Source organism: Peribacillus sp. Bi96, from assembly GCF_918698115.1.
Lineage (GTDB): Bacteria > Bacillota > Bacilli > Bacillales > DSM-1321 > Peribacillus.
On sequence record NZ_CAKKLV010000009.1, the window covers coordinates 69,355 to 93,177 of the forward strand.

Sequence of the window (23,823 nt, forward strand, 5' to 3'; positions counted from 1 at the left end):
ATATCATTATCAGTGCTCCATTTAATCCTATTTAGAATAAACGATTTTCTTGATGGTCTCCACGGAGAGAAAATGTTCTTCGGCTAATTGATGAATGGTTTGCCCGTCTTTGAATGCAGATTTTATAGCGGCATTTCGGTCATCGATCAGTCCCCTTGAACCCGAACAGGTCCCCCATTTGTGATGGGTTTTTTCAGGTTTAGGGATATATATGGTTTCGCCTTGCACATACTTTTGGATTTCAACGATCAGTTTTTCAGGCAAAACGGCCGTTGCTTTTACATAGTTCATTTCTGCCAGCCCCTTATTCTTTTTTTAGAATGAAATAAGGTGCAAAGCCGAATATTAGAAATGATAAGTAGGGCGATTGAGTTTAGCTTAATTTAACCCCATGCAAAGTATCGCCTCCAATAATAGGCTTTGCATGAGACGCTGCAGAAGGTGGCATTAATACAGGAACTGCCATCTTTACACCTCCCCTTTGTGTCTTGAAGAACACGTATTATCATTAGTATAAAATACAAAAGGGTGATTGCCAAACTTTTTCCAATGTAAGACGATGAATCGACGACGGGCTGATTGTTTGATAATGATCTAAGTACATGAAATAATTTGTATGAAACAAAACTAACCATGGGAGCTGACTTTAATGAAAGTATTCGTAGTTGGAGCAAATGGGCAGATCGGCAAACACCTAGTAGATTTATTAAAAGATAGCCAGGAGCATAGTGTGCGAGCAATGATTCGCAAAGAAGAACAGAGGAAGCAGTTTGAGAAAAATGGAATTGAATCCACAGTCGTCAGTTTAACGGGCACAGTGGAAGAGATTGTAAATGCAGCAAAGGGCTGTGATGCAATCGTGTTTACAGCAGGATCCGGAGGGAGCACTGGTGCAGAACAAACACTTTTGATCGATCTTGATGGTGCTGTTAAAACGATTGAAGCAGCAGAAAATTTGGGCATCAACCGATTCATCATGGTGAGTGCTTTCCAGGCCAATAATCGGGAAAACTGGAATGAAGCCATTAAACCGTATTATGTGGCCAAGCACTATGCGGATAGAGCATTGTTACAAAGCGATTTAATCTATACCATCATTCGGCCGGGCGGTCTTGTGAACGAACCGGGAACGGGCAAAGTGACCGCAGCCGAAGCATTGGAACGAGGTCCGATTTCACGGGAAGATGTGGCCCAAACGATTTTGGCATCATTGACCGAAGAAAATACCTACAAGCGTTCTTTTGATTTAATCTCTGGAGAAACAGCGATCCCAGAAGCATTAAGGGAAATTTAAAATGAAAAAATGAAGGCAGGGCCACTCGGGAGATGAGTGAGCTCTGCTTTTTAATTCCCTCAATATGCTTGACGACACAACGCTTGCCACCACCAACAACTTCTTAAGGAACATCTTTTTTTAAGACGGCACATTAATCGACGACGGTATGACTCCCTATTGTTACTCCCCGATTAATAATGGCCCTCCCGCCAATCCAGACATTTCCCCACAGGGTAACTCGCTTTCTATATTCCACTCCTGAACTACATATCGATTCCAGGAGCCAACTCGCAATTCGTGCCAATTTGCACTTCACAAACATCCCTTTTCCCATGCAATTTAGCTTAACCTTTTATGTAGTCGCATATTGAAATTCATACACTATTTATGGAAATGAAGTAGACACATCGCCAGGACATACTGTTCGGTATCCGGTAGTTTGTCAAAACCATTTCATGAAAGAGGACATTTTGATTGAACAGAGATATTCAGTTTTTTATTCAAAAGAAATGCCAAGGTAAAGGGAAAAGACAGAAGGGGGGGAGTCGGAAAAAACGTTCGTATATTACGAAAAACAAGTGTAAATATTAGCGTTGCAAATTTATTAGAGCGATTCAAAATTGAAACGCTCCATGCTAAAACAGGGACAAGGCTCGACTTTTTAAATGGTACATTTGTTATCTGGGGGTGAACGTTAACGCCATACGGCTAAACATTCACCTGTAAATCATCGTGCATATTGGGAAATGGACACCTGTATGCGGAAAACATAGTTTTAGAGGAAGTGATGAAGTGAAGGTTCTATATTTGCATCAATATTTCAATACCAATAAAGGAAGTACTCGATCCTATGAAATTGCCAATTTTTTGGTTTCCAAAAATAATAAAGTCACCATAATTACCGGAAATGAAACAGATCCCTGTAGGGGAATAAAGATTATATCAACCAAAACGAAATATAAACAAGAATTTGGTTATATGAAAAGAATTCTATCTTTTATTCATTATATGTATAAAAGTTTTTTTATTGGGGTGAAGGAGAAAGGGATAGACGTTGTTTATGCTTCCTCGACTCCTTTGACAATTGGATTAATAGGAATGCTTCTTGCTAAGGTGAAGCGATGCAAATTTGTATTTGAAGTAAGAGATTTATGGCCAGATATCCCCATTGCGATGGGAATTATAAAAAATAAATGGTTGAAAAGAATTTTATTTGCGTTAGAAAGCATGATTTATTCGGCAGCTGATAAAATCATCGTGCTTTCGCCCGGCATGAAAGAAGATTTATTGAATAAAGGAGTTAAACAGGAAAAAATATCGACGGTCACTAACTTTGCGGATATTGACCATTTCACTCAAATTTGTTCAGAAGTTAAAGAAGAAGCATTGGATAAATTAGGTTTGAAGGCGAAGTTTATCTGTTTATATGCGGGCACATTAGGATTTATCAATAATATCGATTATATTTTAGAACTTGCTGAAAAGACAGATGACCCTGATATTGTTTATCTAATTGTAGGGGATGGAAAGGAAAAGGAGCGGTTAATTCAAGTAAAAGAGAGCAAAAAATTAAACAACGTTATTTTCTTAGATCAGGTTTCTAAAAAAGAAGCGTACTTATTAATGGCCATATGCCATATTGGTCTGTGTTTTGTACGTAATAATGAAATATTAAACAGGAATAGTCAAAATAAACTGTTTGACTTTTGGGCAGCCGGAAAACCAACCTTAATAAACTATAAAGGCTGGCAGCATGAGGCCATGACAAAATATCATGCAGGACACGGATTTGACTATAGTGAATTAACAAAAATGGCGGCGTATGTAAAAACCATGAAAAGTGACAAACAGATGTTTATGGACATACAAGAAAACATAAAAAAGTTAGCCCTCAATCATGAGAAAACGAAATTGGTGTCGAAAATAGAAACCACGCTGTCAGATTTAGTCGGTAACACTCTATAAATATTCAAGAAGTCAGAAGGTGTTCATTTTGATGGTTGGGTTAGACTGCTTCGCATTTAATTGGCTGTCGACCTTCTAACTATGGAAAAGGATGGGGTTATATGGAGAATATCGTAAATACAAAGCCGGTGATAACGGATTGGGTAAAACGAGAATATCTGACAAACCTTCCGCGCATTTTGGATTCCGGAAAGTTAATTCTAGGGGATTACACTCGGAAATTAGAAGAAGGCGTCAGACAATTCAGCAAATCTAAGTATGCGGTCGCTCTTTCTAGTGCAACAGCCGCCATTGAAGTGATTTTAAAGTATCTGGATGTTGAAGGCAAAGATGTGATCATGCCGAGCAATACGTTCGTTTCACCCGTGTATGCGGTGAAAAATGCGAAAGGAAGAGTCGTTCTTTGTGACATTAATTTAGACGATTTCAATTTAGATTTTAATAGTTTAAAGAACGCCGTGACCCCCAATACGAAGGTTGTCCTCATTACGTATATTGCCGGTAAGATCCCTAGTAATATTTTTGAAATGAAAGAGTTTTGCGATGAGAATAATCTGTATCTAATCGAAGATGCTTCCCATGCTTTTGGTGCCACTATAAATGGATATAAGGCCGGTTCAATTGGATATGCCGGGGTATTCTCCATGTATCCCACTAAAATTGTAACCAGTGCTACGGGAGGTGTCATGACAACGGATGATGAGCGTTTAAGCAAATACTGTGAGTTGCTGAGGCACCACGGAAATGAAAGTGGCGCCATCAATCAAGTGCTATCCAGCGACATGCTTTTAAGCGAATTTAATGCACTCCTTGGTTACCTGCAAATTCAGGAAGCGGATGGGATGATTCACTCGAGGCAGGATATCTTCCATTATTATAAAGAGAAATTAGAAGATGTTTTCCGGGAGAATGGTCTATATTTCCAAGCGGAGCCCGATCACAATGACTCAACGTATTATAAAATTATCGTCATGTCTAAAAACAAAGAGCAATGCGAGAAATTTCAACAGCATTTAAAGGAGCGTCATATAAGCACGGGACATTGTTATGGAGTCCCGTTACATTTACAGCCGACATTGCGTGATGAATATGCTCAGGTCTCTCTCCCAAATGCCGAGAGATTTAGTGAATCGCACTTTACGTTACCATGTCACTTGGAACTGTCTGAAGCGGATTTGACATACATTGTGACGACATGCAAACAGGTACTGGAAAATGACGATGAAAAATAGGATTGCCATAATAGGGACGGGTAGAATTAGCTGTGCAATGATTGATGCCATTAATGAAAGTTCCAATGGAGAAGTAATCGGGATTTGGGGAAGAAGATATCATTGCACTAAGAAGCTTGCAAAAGATAAAGGAGTTTCAAAAGCTTATCGGTCTTTGGGTGACGCCTATGAAGATGAGGAGCTGGATACTGTATATATTGCTACTCCTAATGCTTACCATTATGAGCATGCGATGAAGGCTATTGAGCATGGGAAGAACGTGATTGTGGAAAAAACGGCATTTATGACAGTCGAGCAAGCAAATCGGGTTTTCCATGCTGCAGATAAACAAAATGTGTTTGTATTTGAGGCCATACAATCTATTTACGAACCTAACTTCCGTATTTTGGAAAGTGTCATTAAAAAGGCAGGGAAAATTCATGGGGCAACCCTAAAGTATCAAAACTACACGAAGCAGTACTTGGCTTTATTGAATGGAGAAAAAGCGCCACTTTTTGATGAAAATCATGGTGGAGGCACATTAAGAACGATTGGAATTTATCCCATTTATGCTGCACTTCAATTATTTGGAGTTCCGGTTAACAGTTATTATTTTAAACAAATGAACGTAGAAAAAATGGATTTAGGCGGTACGCTCATTTTTGAATATAAAGAGTTTAACTTGACGATGTTGATTTCAAAAATACATTTAACATGTGATTCCATATCGGAAATCTACGGTGAGGAAGGAACGGTCAGGCTTCATTCGTTATATAAGATTCGAAAAATCAGTTTCCACAATCTCAAAAATAACACGGAAGAAACGTTGAGTATACCTATTAAAGAGAATAGTTTAATCTATGAAATCACTGAATTATCCGAATGGATATTAACAAAAAACAAAACAGCGTACAGAGAACAAAAGAACCTAACACTTAAAGCGATAGCTATAATTGAAAAGGCATTGAATGGAGGAACATGATGAAAAAAATATTATTAGTAACAGCACACCCAGATGATGCAGAAATTAGTATGGGCGGTACAATTCGTAAGCTAATGAGCCGAGGCCATCAAATTATCAACGTCATATTCTCCATCCCTTCCAATATCGATGTCAGGAAGCAAGAGTCCATCGAGTCAGCTATCAATTTTGGATATGAGGTACAGTTCTCTAAGCATTGTGAGGGACATAACGTTGAGGATATTCCATTACATACATTAATAAAAGAACTCGATACGATCATTGAAAAGGTGAATCCAGACGAAGTCTACACACATTGGATGAATGACAGTCATCAAGATCATCAAAAATTAGCAAAGGTCGTACGAAGCTGCTTCAGGAAAAAACAATTTACGTTATATGAATTCGAACAAATCAACCAAAACAATAACATCGCGGCCAATCAATTTCATCCCAATGTTTATAGTGATATTACAGAATTCATGGAAGATAAAAAACAAATGATTTCCTTGTTTCAATCGCAGTTAATCGGATATATGGGTCATTACTTAGTGAATGCAGAGCACATTGGCAGTTGGAGAGGTTCCCAAGTGAATTGTAAATACGCGGAAACGTTTCTATTAATTTTTTCAAAAGAGGTTTTGTAGGTGGGAAAAACGAAGATCGTCACCATTCACCAACCTAATTTCCTGCCGTGGATCGGTTTCTTTCATAAAGCTTTCCAATCTGATGTATTCATATATTTGACAGATGTGAAATACTCTTCAAGTAATTTTCAAAATAAAACATATATTCTTGGTGGGGATGGAAAAAAGTCCAGGCTAACGGTGCCACTTCAAAAAAAACCTGAAATGTTACATGAAAAGTTAATCAGTTATCATTCCCCCAACCAAAAATGGAAAAGGAATCATTTGAAACAAATTTCAGAAGTTTATAAAAAAGCCCCGTACTTTCACGACTTTTTCCCGATGCTGAAAGAAGCATATCAAAAAGAACAGGCTTTGTTAGTCGATTTAAATATTCATTTAATTGAATTGATCTTACATTATTTAAACTATGAAGGAGAGACACAACTTTCCACTGAGTTTAACACATCCTTTGGAAAAACAGAGAGATTAGTCAGCTTACTTAAGCAAACTGGCGGTACATGCTATTTAAGCGGGAAAAGCGGTAAGGATTATTTGGAAGTGGAATTATTTCAGCAAGAAGGGATCGAGGTAGTCTATCAAAATTTCATTCATCCCGTGTATGAAGTGAAAAATGAGAAAGAGTGTGTAAAAAATCTATCGATTCTTGACTGGATTATGTACTATCCGACCGATCAAATAAAAGAAACGTTAACGAAAGATCGATTTAGCTAATCTGAACAATGTACGTAAGTATATAAAATAGAGATGTGGCGTGGTATGAGAATATGAAAATAAAAAATGATTTTATCAATAAAATACTTGTATTATTAACGGGAAATTCACTTGCACAGCTGATTATCATTGTAAGTTCGCCCGTATTAACAAGAATATATAAACCAGCAGATTTTGGTGTGTTTTCAGCCTATACTTCCCTTTTGGCCATTCTCATGTCATTTGCATCTCTTTGTTTAGAAAAGGCGATTCCTTTAGAAAAAAACCATAAGAATACAATTCACATACTGTACATTAGTATGTTTACGATTGCCGTTGTTTGTATCCTGAATATGAGTTTTAGCTTTTTTAATTTATCGTTATTTCAATTATACGGAATTAAAACTTCGATGATGAATGACCTTTTGCTTTCAAGTGGTCTGTTTTTTGCCGGGATTTACCAAGTGTTGATTTACTGGATGGTAAAAGAAGATAAGTTTAAAGGTATAACCCATTCTAAACTGCTGCAATCAATTAGTAATGTGATTAGTCAGTTCTCGCTTATTTCGGTTAATCATATCACTCCAGGAATGGGTTTAATAGCGGGAGATATGATTGGACGAGGAATATCACTTGCGTATATATGGCGATTTTTCTTAAAGCAAATGCATTGGCCAAAAGTGGACTATAGGAGAATCGGATATTTGCTTAAAAAATATGAGAAATTCGCCAAATACTCCACATGGTCGACACTCTTAAGTTCTTTATCTATGCAAATCATATTTTTGTTATTAATGCGTCTATACGGACCCGAAGTGACAGGTTATTTTTCCATGGCTTCAAAAACGATCGGTTTACCCATTACATTGGTGGGAGCGAGTATTTCAACAGTATTCTACGCCGAAGTAGTTAAAAGTATTAAGAATGAGCCTGGAAGAGTTTTGAAATTATATAGAAGCATCATTACTAAGTTAGCAATGGCAGGTATACCGTCACTGATACTTTTAGCGTGGATAGCCCCAGGGCTCTTTGGTTTTGTTTTTGGAGAAGAGTGGAGTGTTTCCGGTGAATATGTGAGGTTGATGTCATTTATGTTTCTGTGTCAAGTGATTGTTGTACCAGTTTCCCAAATATTGTATATAGTCAATAAACAGCAGACTCAGCTTTTATGGGACGTTTCAAGGCTGTTGCTGTCAACTATTGGAGTACTGGTCATCTTCACTTTTGGGGGATCAGCTGAAACAGCCATTTTATACTATAGCATTTGTATGGGGGCCAGTTACTACTTTCTTGCTCTCCTCGGCTATAGGGCGATACATTCCATAGATCGAGAGGATAACCTAAAAAAATGAAGCTGATTCAAATGGGTCTGGTAGGAATATACGTCTGGTTACTCGATATTTCCTACGTTTACTTTATTTCCCCTGAATATGCTTATATGGGATATATATATCGACAACATCCAAGTGCAGTCATGATAGTAATTTCCATGTTTTTAATTATATTGCCAGCCATATTCATAAAAAAGGATCTGGATAAGCCGTCGGAACTCGTTTTCTGGATTTTATATTTTATTGTCTATATACCGGTAGTATGGGTTCCAAATTATTTATTTACGCTACAGCCTGATTTTATATATACGAATGTTCTTTTGTGTTTTTGTTTACTTATCATTGGAAATGTAAATCGATTGCCAACGATGAAGATTACACCTGCTAATGTTAATATCGGTCTATTAAAAATCGTTTTCGTTGTAACACTATTCATTTTTTTTCTTTACATCTTCAAGATTTCGGGTGGATTTAGTCTAAAGCCCCCTATAGATTCTGAGGATATCTATGATAAGAGATTATCCTTTCGAACAAAACTAACCCCTGCGGCCGGCTATATTATCCAGTGGCTTGCAAAAGTGTGTAATCCATTTATCGTGACCATTGGCTTATGCAAAAAAAAATATGTCTATGTGTTTATCGGACTGGCGTTACAATACCTTTTATACACCGCAAACGGGTTGAAATCGACTCTTTTATCGACCTTTTTGTTAATTGTTGTATTTATTGCGTTTCAGAATAAGGGCCGGAATTTCGCGGTGTATTTTTGCTTGAGCCTTTGCTCGTTGTTAGGCATCAGCATTTTTCTGGATTTTATCCTTGATCAGACATATTTATCTAATTTGTTTGCCAGAAGGATGATCATCACACCGGGTTTGCTGACAACCTATTATATCGATTTCTTTTCAACTCATCCAAAAGCCTTGCTATCGTATAGTATATTTGAAAAATTCATAGATCCTGTTTATGACAGGAGTCCGCCATATATTATCGGTACAGAGTACTTTGGCCGACCTGAAATGGCAGCCAATGCGAATATGTTCGCCGATGCTTTTGCTAATTTCGGTTATCTTGGATTCTTGATTTATACAGGGATCTTAGCAGCGGTATTATGGCTTTATGATAGCCTGACGCAAAACGAAAAGTGGCAAGGTGTTGGCATAATCCTGTTTGTTGTACCTGCATGGTGTTTAGCGGATACTGCGCTTACAACAACGTTCGTGACAGGTGGGATGGTTTTTACTTTCATTATCATGTATTTGTTGTTAGGGTCAGATTCACAAAAGGGAGATAACAGATGAAGTTATTTTATAATATTAGTTCTGTGCACCCATGGAATGATACGAGGATTTATTTTCGCCAAGCATTTTCTCATGGAGAAACAGGAAAGTACAAGGTGAAACATATAGCGATTGAAAATAATCTATTGCCAGGTAATATTCCAGCCAATATAGAAGTGGAACTGTTAGCTAAACAATCAAGAAAAAAGCGTATGTTAACGTGGACTCCTTTATATAAGAAAATCAAGAAAGATAAACCTGATGTGATTCAGTTTCATGATCCAGAGCTGCTCATTTTAATGAATATAATCAGATGGATTCCCAGCTATCATCCGGGCATCGTTTATGACATGCATGAAAATGTACCAAAGGTCCTTATGAGAAAAAAAATCCCCGAATTTGCATTGAGCATGTATCGTTTTTTGGAGAGACAATTGCTGAGGGCATGCAGCGGGGTCGTGTTTGCAGAAAGTACGTATAAAGAGGATTATCGATTCCTAACCTGCCCAACAATGGACGTGTATAATTACCCGAAAGTCCCTTTTATGAAAGAAAATGAAGCAAAAGAAGATGTTTTTACCTTTATCTATCTAGGGGGCATTTCAGATATACGCGGCGGGGAAACCATGCTGCTTCTCGCAAAAAGATTAGTGGATTTAAAGAAGAAATTTCACATGAAGATTATTGGAACGGGCAGTGAAGAATACATCGGAAAATTGAACACTTTCATTTTTAAAAACAACTTGGAGGATCATATCAGTCTGGAGGGTGCAATGGCTTTTGATAAAGCGTTTGAATCGATTCAGAGAGCACATGTAGGTATGGCATTTTTAGTCCCTGATCCTAATTTCATGGGTGGTAAAACAACAAAGTGTTTTGAATATATGGCCGCTGGCATTCCATTTATGGTTTCTGATTTTCTTATTCAAGATGTACTGGATAAATGGGAATGTGGAGTGTCGGTCGATGTATTAAATATGGATGAAATGGTTCAAAAAGCGGTTTATTTACTGGAATCCCCTGAAATGGCCACGAACATGGGGGAACGAGGAAAAGCTGCATATAGACAAGAATATAATTGGGAGAATGAAGAGGGAAAATTACTATCTCTGTTTGATAAAATAGGGTCATGCTCTTAGGAGGTATGTTATGGGATTATTTAAATGGTTGAATAAATTGGCATTTATTAATAACTGGGGGAGACTGGGCGGAATTCATGGAATAATCGTCATGTTCATTTACCGGATAGGCAATACGATTTACTATAAAGTGAACATTCCTGTCGTAAAACAAGTATTATGGATTATGTACCGCATGGTAGATTTATTGCTTGTAAGACTTTTCCTGAATTGCGAGTTTCCTGGACAATGTCAAATTGGAAAGGATTTACGTCTGCCTCATGGGGCTAAAGGCGTTATGATCAACCCATATTGCCAAATAGGGGATCATGTTACGATTATGCATCAAGTATCGCTCGGACAAAATAAAGAAAGTAAAAAAGCACCTACCGTATGTGATTATGCGTATATAGGATGTGGCGCTAAAATACACGGTGGCATCCGAATTGGCGCGAATTCGAAAGTGGGGGCAAATGCAGTCGTTTTGAAATCCGTGCCCGATAATTGCACGGCAGTCGGAGTACCCAGTGTGAATATAAAAAAGTAAGTACTTACTACTTAAAACAAAAAACCGATAATCCATGTCATGTGGAGAATCGGTTTTTTTCTAATGATCACATAAGTCTATATGAGGATTGTGGTTGGCTTTTTTCTCTCAAATATGGAACCATGGCCGAATAGGCTATAAGGTTGATTTTATTAAATGAAAAAACTGTATCCCATTATTTTCGAGATACAGTCATAATTAAGGAGGGAAACTATTCGATGCGTTTCCCGCTATTTTTTAAAAAGTATGAGCTAAGTCCTTTGCACGTGCAATTCCTTTTTCTTTGATTTCTTGTGCTTTATCTGCCATTGCATTATGACCCTCAATGAATATGCCTTCAAAAGACGGAATACCATAGAAATTCATTATGACATTTAAATAACGATGACCCATTTCCATCTCTGCAGCTGGGCCTTCAGAATAAAAACCTCCGCGGGCTTGGATATGAAGTGCTTTTTTATCTGTTAAAAGACCAACCGCGCCTTGTTCCGTGTACTTAAATGTTTTACCTGCAACAGAAACAGAATCAATATATGCTTTCATTACTGGAGGGAATGAAAAATTCCATAAAGGCGTTACGAATACATATTTATCAGCTGAAACAAACTGATCGCTTAGTTCACCTAGGCGTCCGACTTTTGCTTGTTCCTCTGCTGAAAGCTCTTCAAAACCTTTTCCTGTTTGAAGCTTGCCCCATCCACTAAAAACATCAACATCAAGTTGAGGGATGTTCTCTTTATAAAGATCAAGATGAACGACTTCATCGTTCGGATTGACCTCTTTGTAAGTCTCAATAAAAGCCTTTCCTGCTGCCATACTAAAAGATTGTGTATCATCATGTGGATGCGCTGTGATGTATAATACTTTAGCCATTTTGTTAAGTCACCTTTCTCCTTCAAAATTAAGACAAGTTTAGTTTGATTCAAATAGCAAAAAATTAATCAAAATATCTCTACATTAGAATTTTGTTTGTTATAAAAAGAGAAGAGGAAGCGAGTATTCCTTTCGGCCCCATCTATAAATTGGAGGTGCCGTCTTTTCATGATTTGAAAAACATGACATCGCCCATGTCCTTAAAAGGAAATTATCTTCATATAGCGGTCGGTGAAGCCTGGTTCATAAGCTGACTGACTTTTTAGATTCATTTCATAAATGGCAGCTCTTTTTCTTAGTGTTTGTTTTTAATGGGAAAGAGCCTTAAAATGTTCAAAAAGGGGTGTAGGGACATAATGATCAATCGATTACCAAAAGAAATCGCAACGATATTACAAACAAATAAAAAAATGCCTGCTCAATTTGAGGAATTGATCAGGAAAGGCGGGTATTTGCCTCCCGAGATGGAGTTGATGGTAGATGCCATCACTGCCTTAAGCATGGGGAAGAATATTCTCCTGAAAGGTCCGACAGGGGCCGGAAAGACTAAGTTTGCCGAGACATTATCGAATTTGTTCAACCAACCGATGTTCAGTGTGAACTGCTCAGTCGATCTTGATGCCGAAAGCTTATTGGGCTTCAAGACATTGGCTTACAAAGAGGAAAAACAGGTGATTGAATTCGTTCCAGGACCTGTGATCAATTCAATGAATCACGGTCATTTTCTATACATAGATGAAATAAACATGGCTAAACCGGAAACACTGCCGCTGATCAATGGGGTGCTTGATTACAGGAGAACGATAACGAATCCGTTCACGAACGAAGTCATCACTGCTAAAGATGGCTTTAATGTCATTGCTGCGATCAATGAAGGCTATGTAGGCACAGTTCCTTTGAATGAAGCGCTGAAGAATAGGTTTATCGTGATCGAGGTTCCTTATATCGAAGGGGAGCAATTAAAGCATTTGATCGAGACCAATACAAAGTTAAAGGATTCAAGAAATATTGAATTGTTCGTTAAACTGTCGAGTGACCTGATAAATGCTGTGAATCAAGGAAAAGTGGCCGAAGATGCGGCATCGATCCGGGCTTTGCTTGATGCTTGCGACCTGAGTGTATTGATTCCGCCAAAACGGGCGATTCTTCGTTCCATCGTGGATAAGTTGGACGAGGAACGGGAGCGGGAGTTTGTGAAGAACTTGGCTGACACATTATTCTAACTAGGAGAATGCCTCATGAAGTATATCCGATTCAATGATTCAATAATTGATACGGCTCTTTTTTTGCAGCTGCAGGATCTCTCGACTGTCTTGTCAGGCATTCCTGAGCTGGAATTCGAATACAATTATGGCTCCTTCATTGATTCCATCGAGAATAAGGTCACAGCCAGTCATTTTTGGGAAAACGGAAATAAGGAAGTGAAGGAAGCTGGGTTGAAAACGGACGTGCTCCTTAGAACGATAGGTACGTTGCATCATTCAACAATCCAGAGTATGAAGGAGTATCAGGAGATAATCGAGGAAAGTTCACTTCCAAAGTTTGCAGCCCAATTGTTCGCTTTATTGGAAGACTTGCGATTAGAAGAATTGGTGAAGAAAGAAAGGCCAGGCACGAAAAAATGGTTTTCGGTAAGGAGAGCTTACCTTAAACAATATTTCGAAAGCCAATTGGCTACGAATGTCACAAGAAGTTTTGCACTGGATGAATTATACTGCCTCATCTATTTACTGCTTCAATCTGACAGGCCAGATCCCATTTTTCCCAGAGCCAATGTGCGGCAACTGGAAGAACTGGAGAAAATCAAGCCGCATATCCATTCGGTTTTTGAAGCCACTAAAACAAGTGATATCACAAGGATTTGTGAGCAAATCGTTTTTCGTGTGAACGATGGATATCAGGATACGATGAATGAATATTTCATCTTCCCCATTGCAAATGTGGAGAAGTATACAGCAAATACCTTATTTGACGAACTGACTAGAAATGATGAACTGTTGAACGATGATACAGAAGATGTAGATGAAGAGAAAAGTGAGTTCATTGATGAAAAGTTCTCCACATGGCACCGAGAAAATAAGAATGGCGAGAATAATTCGACCTTTCTTCAATTTGAATTGGAACAGGGAACGAAAACAAGCTTGATGGGCGGAGGTGCGCGTGAAGCGGAAGATGCCGACCAAGCACTGGCGTCCATCCAAGGTTCTTCAGGTGAAAGTGAACAAAAGGAATACAATCAGCAGGAAACGCTAGAGAAGAAGCAAACGAATATCGGCAAGAGTGGTGAACATCCATTTGGTGAAGACAATAAAGACGTCGTCCAGGTAATCAAAGAAGCAAAAATACCGACTCTTACTGAAGAAAAACGCTACCGCGAGTTCGTTGCTGATATCGAACCATTTAAGAGAAAACTTGCAAGTATAATTGAAAAAACACTGGAAAATAAAAAGAATGCCCCAAGAAAAGATTTAGTTTTTGGTCGTTTATCGAAGAAATTACTGCCGATTGTACTAGAAGAAAATCCAAGGGTCTTTTATAAAAAGAACCAGGATTCAAATGAAATGGATGCAGTATTCACATTGCTTATCGATTGCTCGGCTTCTATGCATAACAAAATGGATGAAACGAAACGAGGGGTCGTACTCTTTCATGAAGTGCTGAAAAAGTTAAGGATACCCCACTCAATCGTGGGATTTTGGGAAGATGCAAATGAAGTGAGAGAAGGATATCAGCCGAATTACTTCCACGTGATCCAGTCCCATTCGGACTCTCTTTATGCAAATACAGGAGCAAAAATCATGCAGCTTGAACCGGAGGAAGACAACAGGGACGGATACAGCATCAGGGTTGCCACAATGGAATTGGAAAAAAGACGTGAAAAAAACCGTTTCTTGCTCGTATTTTCCGATGGTGAGCCGGCAGCAAGCGAATATGATCAAAATGGAATTGTCGATACGCATCTTGCCGTCTCCGAAGCCAGGAAAAAGGGAATAGAAGTCATAGGCCTGTTTTTAGCAGACGGATTGATTGATGAAAGTGAAGAACTGACGATGAAAAACATCTACGGAAAAGAACGGCTGATGATTCCGAGTGTTGCTGAATTGCCGGAACAATTTACACCGCTGTTGAAAAAACTGCTGCTGAAGACCATTTGATATGAAACATAATAATGAATTTGGAAGTTATGATAGATCTTGATTGATCAATTAAAAAACACAGTAGGATTCAATGGATCTTACTGTGTTTTTTTGTTTGTCTTGTCAGTTATTCGCAGTAAGCGAATATATTGATGGGAGCTTGAAAAGAAAACGAATGCGATTTCTTTTTTGGAATTTGGGTAAAGCATAACTGAGGGAGTGGTTATTTTGATGAATTTACTGTTTATGGTACTTTATTTTATAATCATTGTTCTTGTTATTGAAATATCGGTTACCTTGATGAAATTGACTGGATTGAAAAGCTCAGTGGCAAGATTTCAGGTTATCTCCATGCTGACGGGTACTGGGTTTACAACTGACGAGTCAAAATCGATTATTGATCACCCCGTTCGAAGGAAAATAAGCATGTTTTTAATTTTATTTGGTGCCTTCTCACTTGCGGTCATCATTTCATCGATCAGTACATTGCTTACAGATGATCTACGCTTGATAGAGTTAAGCATCATTATAGGGATACTGGTGATCTTAATCGTTTTAGTGAAAGCTCCAATCCTGAATAATAGAATATCGAATAAGATGAAAAGTGAAATGTACAATCATTATGAATTATGGGAACACCCGATAGAGGAGGTCCTGTTTTTAGAAGATGAAGACGTGGTCATGGAGATCGATATTTATGAGGATTCAGAATTCATCGATGTCAAAGCGTTTGATGTTATCCCAGAAGGAGCGGACATCAATATGTTGTTTATTGAAAGCGGAGAAGTGAAAATCAGGAAAGAGTTATATGAGTATAAAATCAAAATAGGTGATAACCTCTTTTTATATGGAAATAAAAAAGAGATAGAAGAAACATTCTCAAAAGAAATCGAAGAGATGAAGAAGAAAAGTACATCGGAGTGAAAAAGAATCCCAGCCTTATATTAAGGCTGGGATCTATTGAAGATGGGCTTCATTAATGTTTTTTATTCGGTAATTTCTGAGCGGGATTCCCATTGCCTTGACGGCGGAAATTGCCTTCTTCCTTTTTTTGCTGTTCTTGAATACTTTCAACAAATTCCTTAGAACTTTTCATTAAATGTACCTCCTCCGTTTATTTTCTTCTTTACTATAACCAGAAGAGGTGAAATTCATGAGTATGGGAGATAAAGGGCGACTCTAGGCTGATGGTAAAGGGAGAAAGGTGGTAAAATATGGACTGAAAGGATGTTTATTAAATCCTATCATGAAAAGAAAGAAGGGAAATGAGTGGAAAATCGGTTGGATGGAAAAGTTGCCTTGGTTACAGGTTCATCAAGAGGTATTGGTCGTGCTATAGCGGAACAGCTTGCTGATTTGGGTGCAAAAGTGGTGATCAACTATTCAGGCAGTTCTCAAAAGGCATATGAAGCGGTTGAAGGTATAAAGAAGAACGGCGGGGAAGCGGTAGCAATCCAAGCAGATATTAGCCAAGTTTCCCAAATTATAAATCTCTTCGAAGAAACGGTCCAAGCGTTCGGGAAAATCAATATTTTAGTGAACAATGCGGGACTGATGATAAATAAACCACTTTCCGAAGCAACGGAAGAAGACTTTGATAAACAGTTTGCAGTGAACGCCAAGGGGACATTCTTTGCTTGCCAACAAGCCCTGAAATGTATGGAGGCCGATGGAAGGATCGTCAATATTTCAACCTCTGTAATAGGACAGATGTTTCCTTCATATAGCATGTATGCAGGTACAAAGGGGGCGGTTGAACAATTCACAAGACATCTGTCCAAAGAGTTCGGCCCAAAAGGGATTACGATCAATGCAATTGCTCCAGGACCGGTTAACACAGAGTTGTTTAATGTAGGGAAATCTGAGCAGCAAATCGAAGGAATGAAAAAAATGAATGCCTTCGGACGTTTAGGTGAAACGGAAGACATTGCCAATGTGGTATCGTTTTTGGTGAGTGAACAAGCCCAGTGGGTTACGGGTCAGACGATTAGGGTCAATGGTGGATTCATTTAATTTAATTGCTTGTAATTCAACTAAAGCAACGTACTAATACAACGTTGCTTTAGTATTTTGTAATATTTTTAATTTGAAATTAACCATTCCAGTGAATTGTTTGAGCGATGATCAAGAAAGCGCCCGATAAGAGGAACCAGATTAAAAACAAGGGCAGGTAAAAGCGAACCCATTTTTGCCAGGCGACTCCTGCTAAGGCAAGGGTGGCCATGAAATAGCCAGATGTTGGATATAATATATTACCGATTCCGTCTGCTAGCTGATAAGCTAACACGGCTGTTTGTCTTGTAACACCGATGATGTCGGCCAATGGAGCCATGATGGGCATGGTAACTAAAGCCTGACCGCTTCCGGAGGGGATTAAAAGACTACATAACATTTGTACAATAAACATGCCGAGAGCGCTAAATACAGCGGGGAAGTCGCCGACAAGATTACCGAGACTATGAACGATCGTGTCCATTACTTGACCATCCTCCATAACAACAGCGACAGCTCTTGCAACACCCACAATCATGGAACCGACCAAAACTTCTCGAAATCCGTCATTAAATCCTTCGCAAATTTCCGATAAGTTTAACCCGGCAACTAAACCGACAACGATTCCCATGATAATGAAGAGACCTGCCATTTCCAACATAAACCAACCTTTTGCTAAAACGCCATATACGAGTAGAAACAAGAAACCGACCGTTAAAATTAATGCAATTTTCTGTTTTTTATTCACCTTATATATTTCAGATCCAGGCTTATTTAAGTATAGCGTCCGTTTGGTTTGATCGTCATCAAATACAAAACTACACTTTGGATTATTTTTAACCTTTTTAGCATACCGCATAATGTAAGCCATCCCAGCAGTAACAAATATGATAAAAGCGATAATCCTTAGCTCGATACCGGAATATAGGGGAAGACCTGCGATTTTTTGACCTAACCCAGTGTTAATGGGGTTAAGAAAGCCTGTCATGAACCCAGCGGTAGTTGCGACTAAAGCTACAGAGACGGCAACCATAGAATCAAATCCTAAGGCAATCATTAGGGGGAGGATGACAGGTACATACACTAAACTTAATTCCTGTGTTCCAATCAAACTGCAAATAATAGCAAATACTACTGTGAGGATAGGAATTAACATCATACTTTTTGTCGAAAATCGCCTTGCTAATCTATCCACTCCTATTTCAATAAGTCCTGTTTTCCGTAGTACTGAAAATATTCCTCCGATGATGAATGTGAAAAAAACGATCTCCCCTGCAGCTACCAAGCCTTTTGGTATAGCTGTCATGAAGTCTACTGGAGTAATAGGTGTTTGTTCAACGAGTCGATAGGAGTTTGGATCAATCGTCAATCGATCCTCAGGACCTGGAATTCGCTCATAAACACCAGCAGGAACGAAATAAGTTGCGAGTGCTGCAAGTATGATAAATACGAATAATATGACATAAATATGTGGCATATTAAACTTCTTTTTATTGAATTTAGTCGCTTCATCGATACTGACAATTTTTTTCGAATCATTTTCTAATGCCATTATTTTTCCCCCATCATCTTTAGTTTATTAACATGTACTTCCAGATAATATAGATGAAATGATCCATAATCATATTTCGTGTTATGTTAAATAACATCTTATGTATCTATATATTACATATTAATTTAATGATTATGGATTGTCATTGTTCATAATCACTAAAAATAATTTGATAAATTAGATAATGTGAATAATTCGAAAATATTAGGAGGTGGAAAAAAATTGTTGCACAGAAATGCAAATTAGATAAAAGGGCTAATTTAGGGATGATTTTTTATAGGGGTATACTATTAAAATATCGCTATCTAATGTAAGAATACATTACATTAGAATATTTTGAATATTGACAAAAATAGGGGCAATATCTATAATAATCAATAATAATATCCATGAATAAACGTTTATTGGGGTTTTGCCTATGGAACGGACAACTTCTGTCCGAGAGTTATGTGAGATGCATACTCACTTACTGGACAAGGATATTCAAATTCTAGAAAACCTATCAAAGAATTTATCGTTGATAGCTGATTTGAATAAGGCGAATGTCTTTATTGACTGTCCGGTGCGTGAAGGAAAGCATGCCATTGTCGTGGCAGAGGAAAGCGCGCATTCAGTAAAATCTGTTTATGATCATCCGGTTGTCGGGAAATTTGCTTATGAAGCTTTTGAGCCGGCAGTATTTTATGTATTGCGCACCGGTAAGGACATGTTTGTGAACCGGGCATTGACTCAAGAGGGAGCGATGGTCCAGCAAAGTGTTGTTCCAATCAAGGGGGAATGCAATCGGGTCATAGCCGTTTTGATCATGGAAAAGGCGATTCTAGAAGAACCTGAAACGTTGAATCATTTTGATAGGCAAGAACAGCAAAATTCCTTAGTTCCTGAATTTATCGAAGAGTCCATTTTCCTGATTAATAAACAGAATCGAATTGTCTATACGAATCCGGCTGCCATCAATCTAGTGACGGAAAATTGTTTGATGGATTGTGTGTTAGGGGACTGCATTTTCGAGTATTTTCCTAGTTTTTCCGATATTCTTGCTTCAAAAGAAGAGATTTTAATGAAGGAAATGACGATTGGGAAGAAAATTTTCCAAATAAAGAAATTCCATTTAGGCAATAAGAAATCCAACGAAACGTTCATTATCATCCGCGATTTGACTGAACTGCGTGATAAAGAGAGAGAGCTGATTAGCAAGTCAGTAGTCATTCGTGAAATTCATCATAGGGTGAAAAATAACTTGCAGACTGTTGCCAGTTTACTTCGTCTGCAAATGAGGATAGGGGTTCCAAAAGAAAGCAAGCCCCATTTATCGGTCAGTCTAAATCGGGTGTTAAGCATATCGTCGGTTTATGAAATCATTCTGGCAAGCAGCCATGTCGATCATGTGGACTTACTGGAGCTTATTAAAAAAATCGGCGATATGATCGTGTGTACGGAGGATCAAGTTCGAAACGACCTGAGTATCGAATATATGGGTGAGCTTCATTCGATTGATTCTGACATTGGTATTTCTGTCGCACTTGTGGTGAATGAACTCATTCATAATTGTGTGAAGCATGCTTTCATTGAAGGAACGGAAGGGAAGATTACCGTTTGCTTTCAAAAGGATGGTTCTGAATTGGAGATTCAAGTCATGGATAATGGCATCGGATATTCGCCGGAAATGAAAACGTCATTGGGATTGGATATCATCCGCATGACGGTTGAAAATGATTTGAATGGGGAGTTTTCGATTCATCGGATCAAAGAAGGTACCCTGGCTTCTGTAAGATTTCCATACAATAGGTAGGTGGGATAAGTGGTCAAGAGGATTTTGGTCGTGGAAGATGAATCGATTGTTCTGCTTGATATAACGATTATGCTCAAGGATGCAGGCTTCGATGTGGTTGGACATGCACGTGACGGCGAGAAGGCAATTGAGTTGGCACATGCTTTACAACCGGATCTCGTTTTGATGGATATAAAAATGCCTAAATTGAATGGGCTTAAGGCTAGCGAAGTTATTTCCAATACCTTTCAGATACCTGTCTTGCTTTTAACGGCATTCAGCCAGCGCGAATATATCGATCAGGCGAAACGAGCCAATATCGTAGGATATCTTGTAAAGCCGATTACAGAGGCCGATCTAATCCCAGCAGTGGAGATTGCCTTATTGCAGGCTGATAATGCAAAAAAGTATCAGGAACGAATGGCTCAATTGGATGAATCGCTCACAAATCGTAAAGTAATTGAAAAAGCAAAAGGAATTATCATGAAAAGAAAGAATGTAACAGAAGAAATCGCTTATAACAAGCTTCGAAAGCTAAGTATGGATAAGCAGCTTTCCATGGAGGAAGTGGCAAAGCTAATCGTTATAAATGATAAAAAACAAGTGAATAGATGAAGCAATGGCGCTTTGATGGACCAAATGGGATGTAGGCAGGCAATTCTGCTGAAAACCTAAGTTTGGGCTATATGAGGCGTCTTTTTTTTATACCCTTTTTTTAAAAATCGGTAGGCAAAAGAAATCGAAATTCAGGGGGGATTTGTATGGAGATGGTAGGGAAATTCGTTATCTATGTCATTATGGTGTGTGCCGTGATTGGTGCTTTTGCATCGATTAAAGACAGCGAGCAAGGGTTGGGCAAGCAGTTCATGGAAGGGTTGCATACCGTTGGACATATATTTGTCCCGGCAGCTGGGATCATGGCCTCCATCCCTTATTTATCATGGTTCATCGATACCGTATGCGGCCCGGTTTTCGCCGCGATTGGTGCAGATCCTGCACTCGCAGCAACAACTATTTTGGCAACCGATATGGGGGGGTATCAATTAGCCGCTGAGTTACAGGAAACATATGAAGGCTGGATCATGGCGATGATTGTCGGATTCATGTCAGGAGCAACAATCGTATTCTCGATTCCAATGGGGCTTGCCATGCTGGAGAAGCGTGATCATAAATATATGGCTCTTGGAGTCATGTCTGGAATCTTGACGATTCCAATTGGTGCTTTTATCTCAAGCATGCTGGTGGTGGCTACGAATTCAAAAGTTCGCGAAGTGATTTCCACGAATGCGGATTCCACATACGAATTCACGTTGAGCTATTTGAAAATTGCCCTGAATCTTTCCCCGCTCCTTATTTTTGTGATATTGCTTGCGTTAGGTCTTTATTTTTTACCGGATCTGATGATCAAAGGTTTCATGCTATTTGGAAAAGTTTTGGATACAGCGATTAAGCTTGTACTCGTGTTTTCAATCGTGGAAATTTTCACAGGACTGTTTTCCAATGTATTGGGTGCTTGGGGTTTTCATCCGATCATGGCCGATAAGGCGGATCAGTTCCGTGCCTTGGAAACGGCAGGGTATATCGGTATCATGCTGGCTGGTGCTTTTCCGATGATTTACCTGATCCAAAAATATGCCGGAAAGCCACTAGAAGCGATGGGCGGGAAAATTGGTTTGAGCAAAGCGGGGAGTGCAGGGATATTAGCCACTGTAGCCAATATATTGGCGATGTTCAAACTGGTTAAAGATATGCCGCCGAAAGATAAGGTCATAAACATTTCCTTCGCTGTGTGTGCAGCTTTCTTATTGGGCGATCATTTATCATTCACTGCCAACTTTCAGCCGTCCTTAATTTTCCCCATCATTGTAGGGAAGCTATCTGCCGGGGTCATTGGAATAGGTCTAGCTTATTGGCTGTCCGTCCCGAAAGCTTTGGAATTAGAGGAAAAAGATCGTGCAGCAGGTGTTATCGGCATAAATGAATATAAAGAGAATGACCAGGTAGATGACGACGATAAAATTCAAGTGGTGTAAAACCGAGGTGTGATTTTAATGAATGAACAGGTGGAAAAGATCATCAGTGCAGGAATTGATATTGGCACAAGCACGACCAAGCTAGTTATCAGCGAGCTTTCGCTCAGGAATGTGGCGGGTGGCGGACAGGTGCCTAAAATCGAAATTACCGATAAGAAAATTCTGTACCGAAGTCCAATTTTCAGGACCCCGCTTTTATCCGATACGGTCATTGATATTCCTGCTATTCATAGATTGGTAGAGAATGAGTATTCTTATGCCGGGATCACGATGGAACACATACAAACAGGGGCAGTCATCATCACAGGGGAGACGGCAACCAAACAAAATGCAGAAGAAATGGTACACCAGTTATCGCAGGCGGCAGGGGAATTCCTTGTAGCGGCGGCGGGTCCGGATTTGGAGGGAATCATTGCCGCCAAGGGATCCGGTGCCTATCAACATTCGATTGAGACAAGAAAGACAATAGCGAACATAGATATTGGCGGCGGAACAGCGAATATTGCCGTATACCGGACTGGTATCCTTTGCGGAACATGCACACTAAATATAGGAGGCCGTTTGGTGGAATGGGAGGGGAAAAAGATGAAGGTCGCCCCTTCAATAAGGAAATGGCTGAAATCAATTGGGTATTCTCCTTTTAATGCTGACGGGGCAATGATTGCAAATGAAATGGCGAAGGTGCTTTCGAGGTTTTTGGCCGATTCATTTACAAAAGAAGATGAACTCCTTTTAGTGGGGAAGGCGCCATCTTGGACAGGACGAATAGATGGGTTGATGTTCTCGGGAGGAGTCAGTGATTGTATCTATCATGAAGAACGGGTGGACAAAAGCTTTCAGGATATCGGTATGATGCTTGCCACTTCCATAAAAGAAAATGAAGAATTGGCTGCTTGGGAGTGGGAACATCCAACTGAAACGGTTCGGGCGACTGTCCTTGGGGCAGGCTCACATACAACTGAAATCAGCGGGGCCACTATCGAGGTGAATGATTCCCATCTGCCGATTCGCAATATTCCAGTCTATCGGCTCGATTTTGAAGGCGTGCTGGAAAACGGAATCGAGAGATTGAAGCAATCGGTTCAGGAGGCGATCACGATATACGACGCCTTGCAGGAGGGATTGAATTTTGCCTTTTATTTAACGAATCTGCCTTATCTTTCATTTCGTGACATTCAGCTGCTTGTAGCCACTTTTACCGAGGCATTGAAGCAAAAACCGGATCAGCAGCAACCTCTCATTATTGTCATGGATAGTGATTATGGAAAAGTGCTTGGTCAGACATTTATGGCGAATCGACCAGAAATGCCGGTCATCTGTATTGATCAGACACAAGTGGAACATGGTGATTATTTAGATATAGGAAGGCTATTGCAGACAGGGGTCGTTCCGGTTGTCGTTAAAACGCTAACCTTTCACAACTAAGAAACGGAGGA

Annotated in this window: 22 protein-coding genes; 18 read left to right on the forward strand and 4 right to left on the reverse strand. The window is 39.2% G+C overall.

Annotated elements, in window-relative coordinates:
- Positions 1-27: 27 nt before the first annotated feature.
- Positions 28-291, reverse strand: coding sequence for a CD3324 family protein (locus LQ203_RS13260; protein ID WP_230158806.1), 264 nt, complete (start codon positions 289-291; stop codon positions 28-30).
- A 358-nt stretch (positions 292-649) separates the two neighbouring features.
- Between LQ203_RS13260 and LQ203_RS13265 the strand changes: the two genes are divergently transcribed.
- From LQ203_RS13265 to LQ203_RS13310, 10 genes are all read left to right on the forward strand, one after another.
- Positions 650-1,294: an SDR family oxidoreductase gene (locus LQ203_RS13265; protein WP_230158807.1), complete on the forward strand. Its 645-nt coding sequence runs from the start codon at positions 650-652 to the stop codon at positions 1,292-1,294.
- A gap of 774 nt (positions 1,295-2,068) precedes the next feature.
- Positions 2,069-3,241, forward strand: coding sequence for a glycosyltransferase family 4 protein (locus tag LQ203_RS13270; protein WP_230158808.1), 1,173 nt, complete (start codon positions 2,069-2,071; stop codon positions 3,239-3,241).
- A gap of 101 nt (positions 3,242-3,342) precedes the next feature.
- Positions 3,343-4,473: a DegT/DnrJ/EryC1/StrS family aminotransferase gene (locus tag LQ203_RS13275; protein WP_230158809.1), complete on the forward strand. Its 1,131-nt coding sequence runs from the start codon at positions 3,343-3,345 to the stop codon at positions 4,471-4,473.
- Complete coding sequence (locus LQ203_RS13280) at positions 4,463-5,434, forward strand: Gfo/Idh/MocA family oxidoreductase (RefSeq protein ID WP_230158810.1); 972 nt, start codon at positions 4,463-4,465, stop codon at positions 5,432-5,434. The genes LQ203_RS13275 and LQ203_RS13280 overlap by 11 nt, the downstream gene beginning before the upstream one ends.
- Positions 5,434-6,060: a PIG-L deacetylase family protein gene (locus tag LQ203_RS13285; protein WP_230158811.1), complete on the forward strand. Its 627-nt coding sequence runs from the start codon at positions 5,434-5,436 to the stop codon at positions 6,058-6,060. The genes LQ203_RS13280 and LQ203_RS13285 overlap by 1 nt, the downstream gene beginning before the upstream one ends.
- Positions 6,061-6,774, forward strand: a complete 714-nt coding sequence (locus LQ203_RS13290) for a WbqC family protein (protein WP_230158812.1) — start codon at positions 6,061-6,063, stop codon at positions 6,772-6,774.
- Between the two features lie 53 nt (positions 6,775-6,827).
- Positions 6,828-8,105, forward strand: coding sequence for an oligosaccharide flippase family protein (locus LQ203_RS13295; RefSeq protein WP_230158813.1), 1,278 nt, complete (start codon positions 6,828-6,830; stop codon positions 8,103-8,105).
- Positions 8,102-9,385: a hypothetical protein gene (locus LQ203_RS13300; RefSeq protein ID WP_230158814.1), complete on the forward strand. Its 1,284-nt coding sequence runs from the start codon at positions 8,102-8,104 to the stop codon at positions 9,383-9,385. The genes LQ203_RS13295 and LQ203_RS13300 overlap by 4 nt, the downstream gene beginning before the upstream one ends.
- The gene (locus tag LQ203_RS13305) at positions 9,382-10,503 is read left to right on the forward strand and encodes a glycosyltransferase (RefSeq protein ID WP_230158815.1); all 1,122 of its coding nucleotides are present in this window, start codon (positions 9,382-9,384) and stop codon (positions 10,501-10,503) included. The genes LQ203_RS13300 and LQ203_RS13305 overlap by 4 nt, the downstream gene beginning before the upstream one ends.
- A gap of 10 nt (positions 10,504-10,513) precedes the next feature.
- Positions 10,514-11,029 (forward strand): serine acetyltransferase, encoded by a 516-nt coding sequence (locus tag LQ203_RS13310; protein WP_230158816.1) that lies wholly within the window; start codon positions 10,514-10,516, stop codon positions 11,027-11,029.
- Positions 11,030-11,266: 237 nt separating this feature from the next.
- On the opposite strand, the gene LQ203_RS13315 is transcribed toward LQ203_RS13310, so the two are convergent.
- Positions 11,267-11,902 (reverse strand): FMN-dependent NADH-azoreductase, encoded by a 636-nt coding sequence (locus LQ203_RS13315; RefSeq protein WP_230158817.1) that lies wholly within the window; start codon positions 11,900-11,902, stop codon positions 11,267-11,269.
- 410 nt (positions 11,903-12,312) lie between these two features.
- Between LQ203_RS13315 and LQ203_RS13320 the strand changes: the two genes are divergently transcribed.
- The 3 genes from LQ203_RS13320 to LQ203_RS13330 all read left to right on the forward strand — a co-directional run bounded on the left by LQ203_RS13320 (position 12,313) and on the right by LQ203_RS13330 (position 15,963).
- Complete coding sequence (locus LQ203_RS13320) at positions 12,313-13,125, forward strand: MoxR family ATPase (RefSeq protein WP_230158962.1); 813 nt, start codon at positions 12,313-12,315, stop codon at positions 13,123-13,125.
- Between the two features lie 15 nt (positions 13,126-13,140).
- Positions 13,141-15,057, forward strand: a complete 1,917-nt coding sequence (locus tag LQ203_RS13325; RefSeq protein WP_230158818.1) for a VWA domain-containing protein — start codon at positions 13,141-13,143, stop codon at positions 15,055-15,057.
- Between the two features lie 213 nt (positions 15,058-15,270).
- Positions 15,271-15,963, forward strand: a complete 693-nt coding sequence (locus tag LQ203_RS13330; RefSeq protein WP_230158963.1) for a hypothetical protein — start codon at positions 15,271-15,273, stop codon at positions 15,961-15,963.
- Between the two features lie 52 nt (positions 15,964-16,015).
- On the opposite strand, the gene LQ203_RS13335 is transcribed toward LQ203_RS13330, so the two are convergent.
- Positions 16,016-16,135, reverse strand: a complete 120-nt coding sequence (locus tag LQ203_RS13335; RefSeq protein ID WP_061465287.1) for a DUF4023 family protein — start codon at positions 16,133-16,135, stop codon at positions 16,016-16,018.
- Positions 16,136-16,308: 173 nt separating this feature from the next.
- Here LQ203_RS13335 and LQ203_RS13340 point away from each other — a divergent pair, with 173 nt between their 5' ends.
- Positions 16,309-17,052 carry an SDR family oxidoreductase gene (locus tag LQ203_RS13340; protein ID WP_230158820.1) on the forward strand — a complete coding sequence of 248 codons (744 nt, stop codon included), beginning with the start codon at positions 16,309-16,311 and terminating at the stop codon, positions 17,050-17,052.
- Between the two features lie 79 nt (positions 17,053-17,131).
- On the opposite strand, the gene LQ203_RS13345 is transcribed toward LQ203_RS13340, so the two are convergent.
- Positions 17,132-18,583, reverse strand: coding sequence for an SLC13 family permease (locus tag LQ203_RS13345; protein ID WP_230158821.1), 1,452 nt, complete (start codon positions 18,581-18,583; stop codon positions 17,132-17,134).
- Positions 18,584-19,001: 418 nt separating this feature from the next.
- On the opposite strand from LQ203_RS13345, the gene LQ203_RS13350 reads away from it, so the two are divergent.
- The 4 genes from LQ203_RS13350 (at position 19,002) to LQ203_RS13365 (ending at position 23,812) form a co-directional block, all read left to right on the forward strand.
- Complete coding sequence (locus LQ203_RS13350) at positions 19,002-20,375, forward strand: sensor histidine kinase (RefSeq protein ID WP_230158823.1); 1,374 nt, start codon at positions 19,002-19,004, stop codon at positions 20,373-20,375.
- Between the two features lie 9 nt (positions 20,376-20,384).
- Positions 20,385-20,969: a response regulator gene (locus LQ203_RS13355; RefSeq protein ID WP_230158824.1), complete on the forward strand. Its 585-nt coding sequence runs from the start codon at positions 20,385-20,387 to the stop codon at positions 20,967-20,969.
- Positions 20,970-21,115: 146 nt separating this feature from the next.
- A complete protein-coding gene (gene eutH / locus LQ203_RS13360; protein WP_230158826.1) occupies positions 21,116-22,387 on the forward strand; it encodes an ethanolamine utilization protein EutH in 1,272 nt (423 codons plus the stop codon).
- 18 nt (positions 22,388-22,405) lie between these two features.
- Positions 22,406-23,812 (forward strand): ethanolamine ammonia-lyase reactivating factor EutA, encoded by a 1,407-nt coding sequence (locus LQ203_RS13365; RefSeq protein ID WP_230158827.1) that lies wholly within the window; start codon positions 22,406-22,408, stop codon positions 23,810-23,812.
- Positions 23,813-23,823 lie beyond the last annotated feature (11 nt).

Excerpts from the sequence above, each read along its gene's own strand:
- LQ203_RS13260 (WP_230158806.1), bottom strand. The coding sequence starts at position 291 with ATGAACTATGTAAAAGCAACGGCCGTTTTGCCTGAAAAACTGATCGTT.
- LQ203_RS13265 (WP_230158807.1), top strand. The coding sequence starts at position 650 with ATGAAAGTATTCGTAGTTGGAGCAAATGGGCAGATCGGCAAACACCTA.
- LQ203_RS13275 (WP_230158809.1), top strand. The coding sequence starts at position 3,343 with ATGGAGAATATCGTAAATACAAAGCCGGTGATAACGGATTGGGTAAAA.
- LQ203_RS13280 (WP_230158810.1), top strand. The coding sequence starts at position 4,463 with ATGAAAAATAGGATTGCCATAATAGGGACGGGTAGAATTAGCTGTGCA.
- LQ203_RS13285 (WP_230158811.1), top strand. The coding sequence starts at position 5,434 with ATGAAAAAAATATTATTAGTAACAGCACACCCAGATGATGCAGAAATT.
- LQ203_RS13295 (WP_230158813.1), top strand. The coding sequence starts at position 6,828 with ATGAAAATAAAAAATGATTTTATCAATAAAATACTTGTATTATTAACG.
- LQ203_RS13300 (WP_230158814.1), top strand. The coding sequence starts at position 8,102 with ATGAAGCTGATTCAAATGGGTCTGGTAGGAATATACGTCTGGTTACTC.
- LQ203_RS13305 (WP_230158815.1), top strand. The coding sequence starts at position 9,382 with ATGAAGTTATTTTATAATATTAGTTCTGTGCACCCATGGAATGATACG.
- LQ203_RS13310 (WP_230158816.1), top strand. The coding sequence starts at position 10,514 with ATGGGATTATTTAAATGGTTGAATAAATTGGCATTTATTAATAACTGG.
- LQ203_RS13315 (WP_230158817.1), bottom strand. The coding sequence starts at position 11,902 with ATGGCTAAAGTATTATACATCACAGCGCATCCACATGATGATACACAA.
- LQ203_RS13320 (WP_230158962.1), top strand. The coding sequence starts at position 12,313 with ATGCCTGCTCAATTTGAGGAATTGATCAGGAAAGGCGGGTATTTGCCT.
- LQ203_RS13325 (WP_230158818.1), top strand. The coding sequence starts at position 13,141 with ATGAAGTATATCCGATTCAATGATTCAATAATTGATACGGCTCTTTTT.
- LQ203_RS13330 (WP_230158963.1), top strand. The coding sequence starts at position 15,271 with ATGAATTTACTGTTTATGGTACTTTATTTTATAATCATTGTTCTTGTT.
- LQ203_RS13335 (WP_061465287.1), bottom strand. The coding sequence starts at position 16,135 with ATGAAAAGTTCTAAGGAATTTGTTGAAAGTATTCAAGAACAGCAAAAA.
- LQ203_RS13345 (WP_230158821.1), bottom strand. The coding sequence starts at position 18,583 with ATGGCATTAGAAAATGATTCGAAAAAAATTGTCAGTATCGATGAAGCG.
- LQ203_RS13350 (WP_230158823.1), top strand. The coding sequence starts at position 19,002 with ATGGAACGGACAACTTCTGTCCGAGAGTTATGTGAGATGCATACTCAC.
- eutH (WP_230158826.1), top strand. The coding sequence starts at position 21,116 with ATGGAGATGGTAGGGAAATTCGTTATCTATGTCATTATGGTGTGTGCC.
- LQ203_RS13365 (WP_230158827.1), top strand. The coding sequence starts at position 22,406 with ATGAATGAACAGGTGGAAAAGATCATCAGTGCAGGAATTGATATTGGC.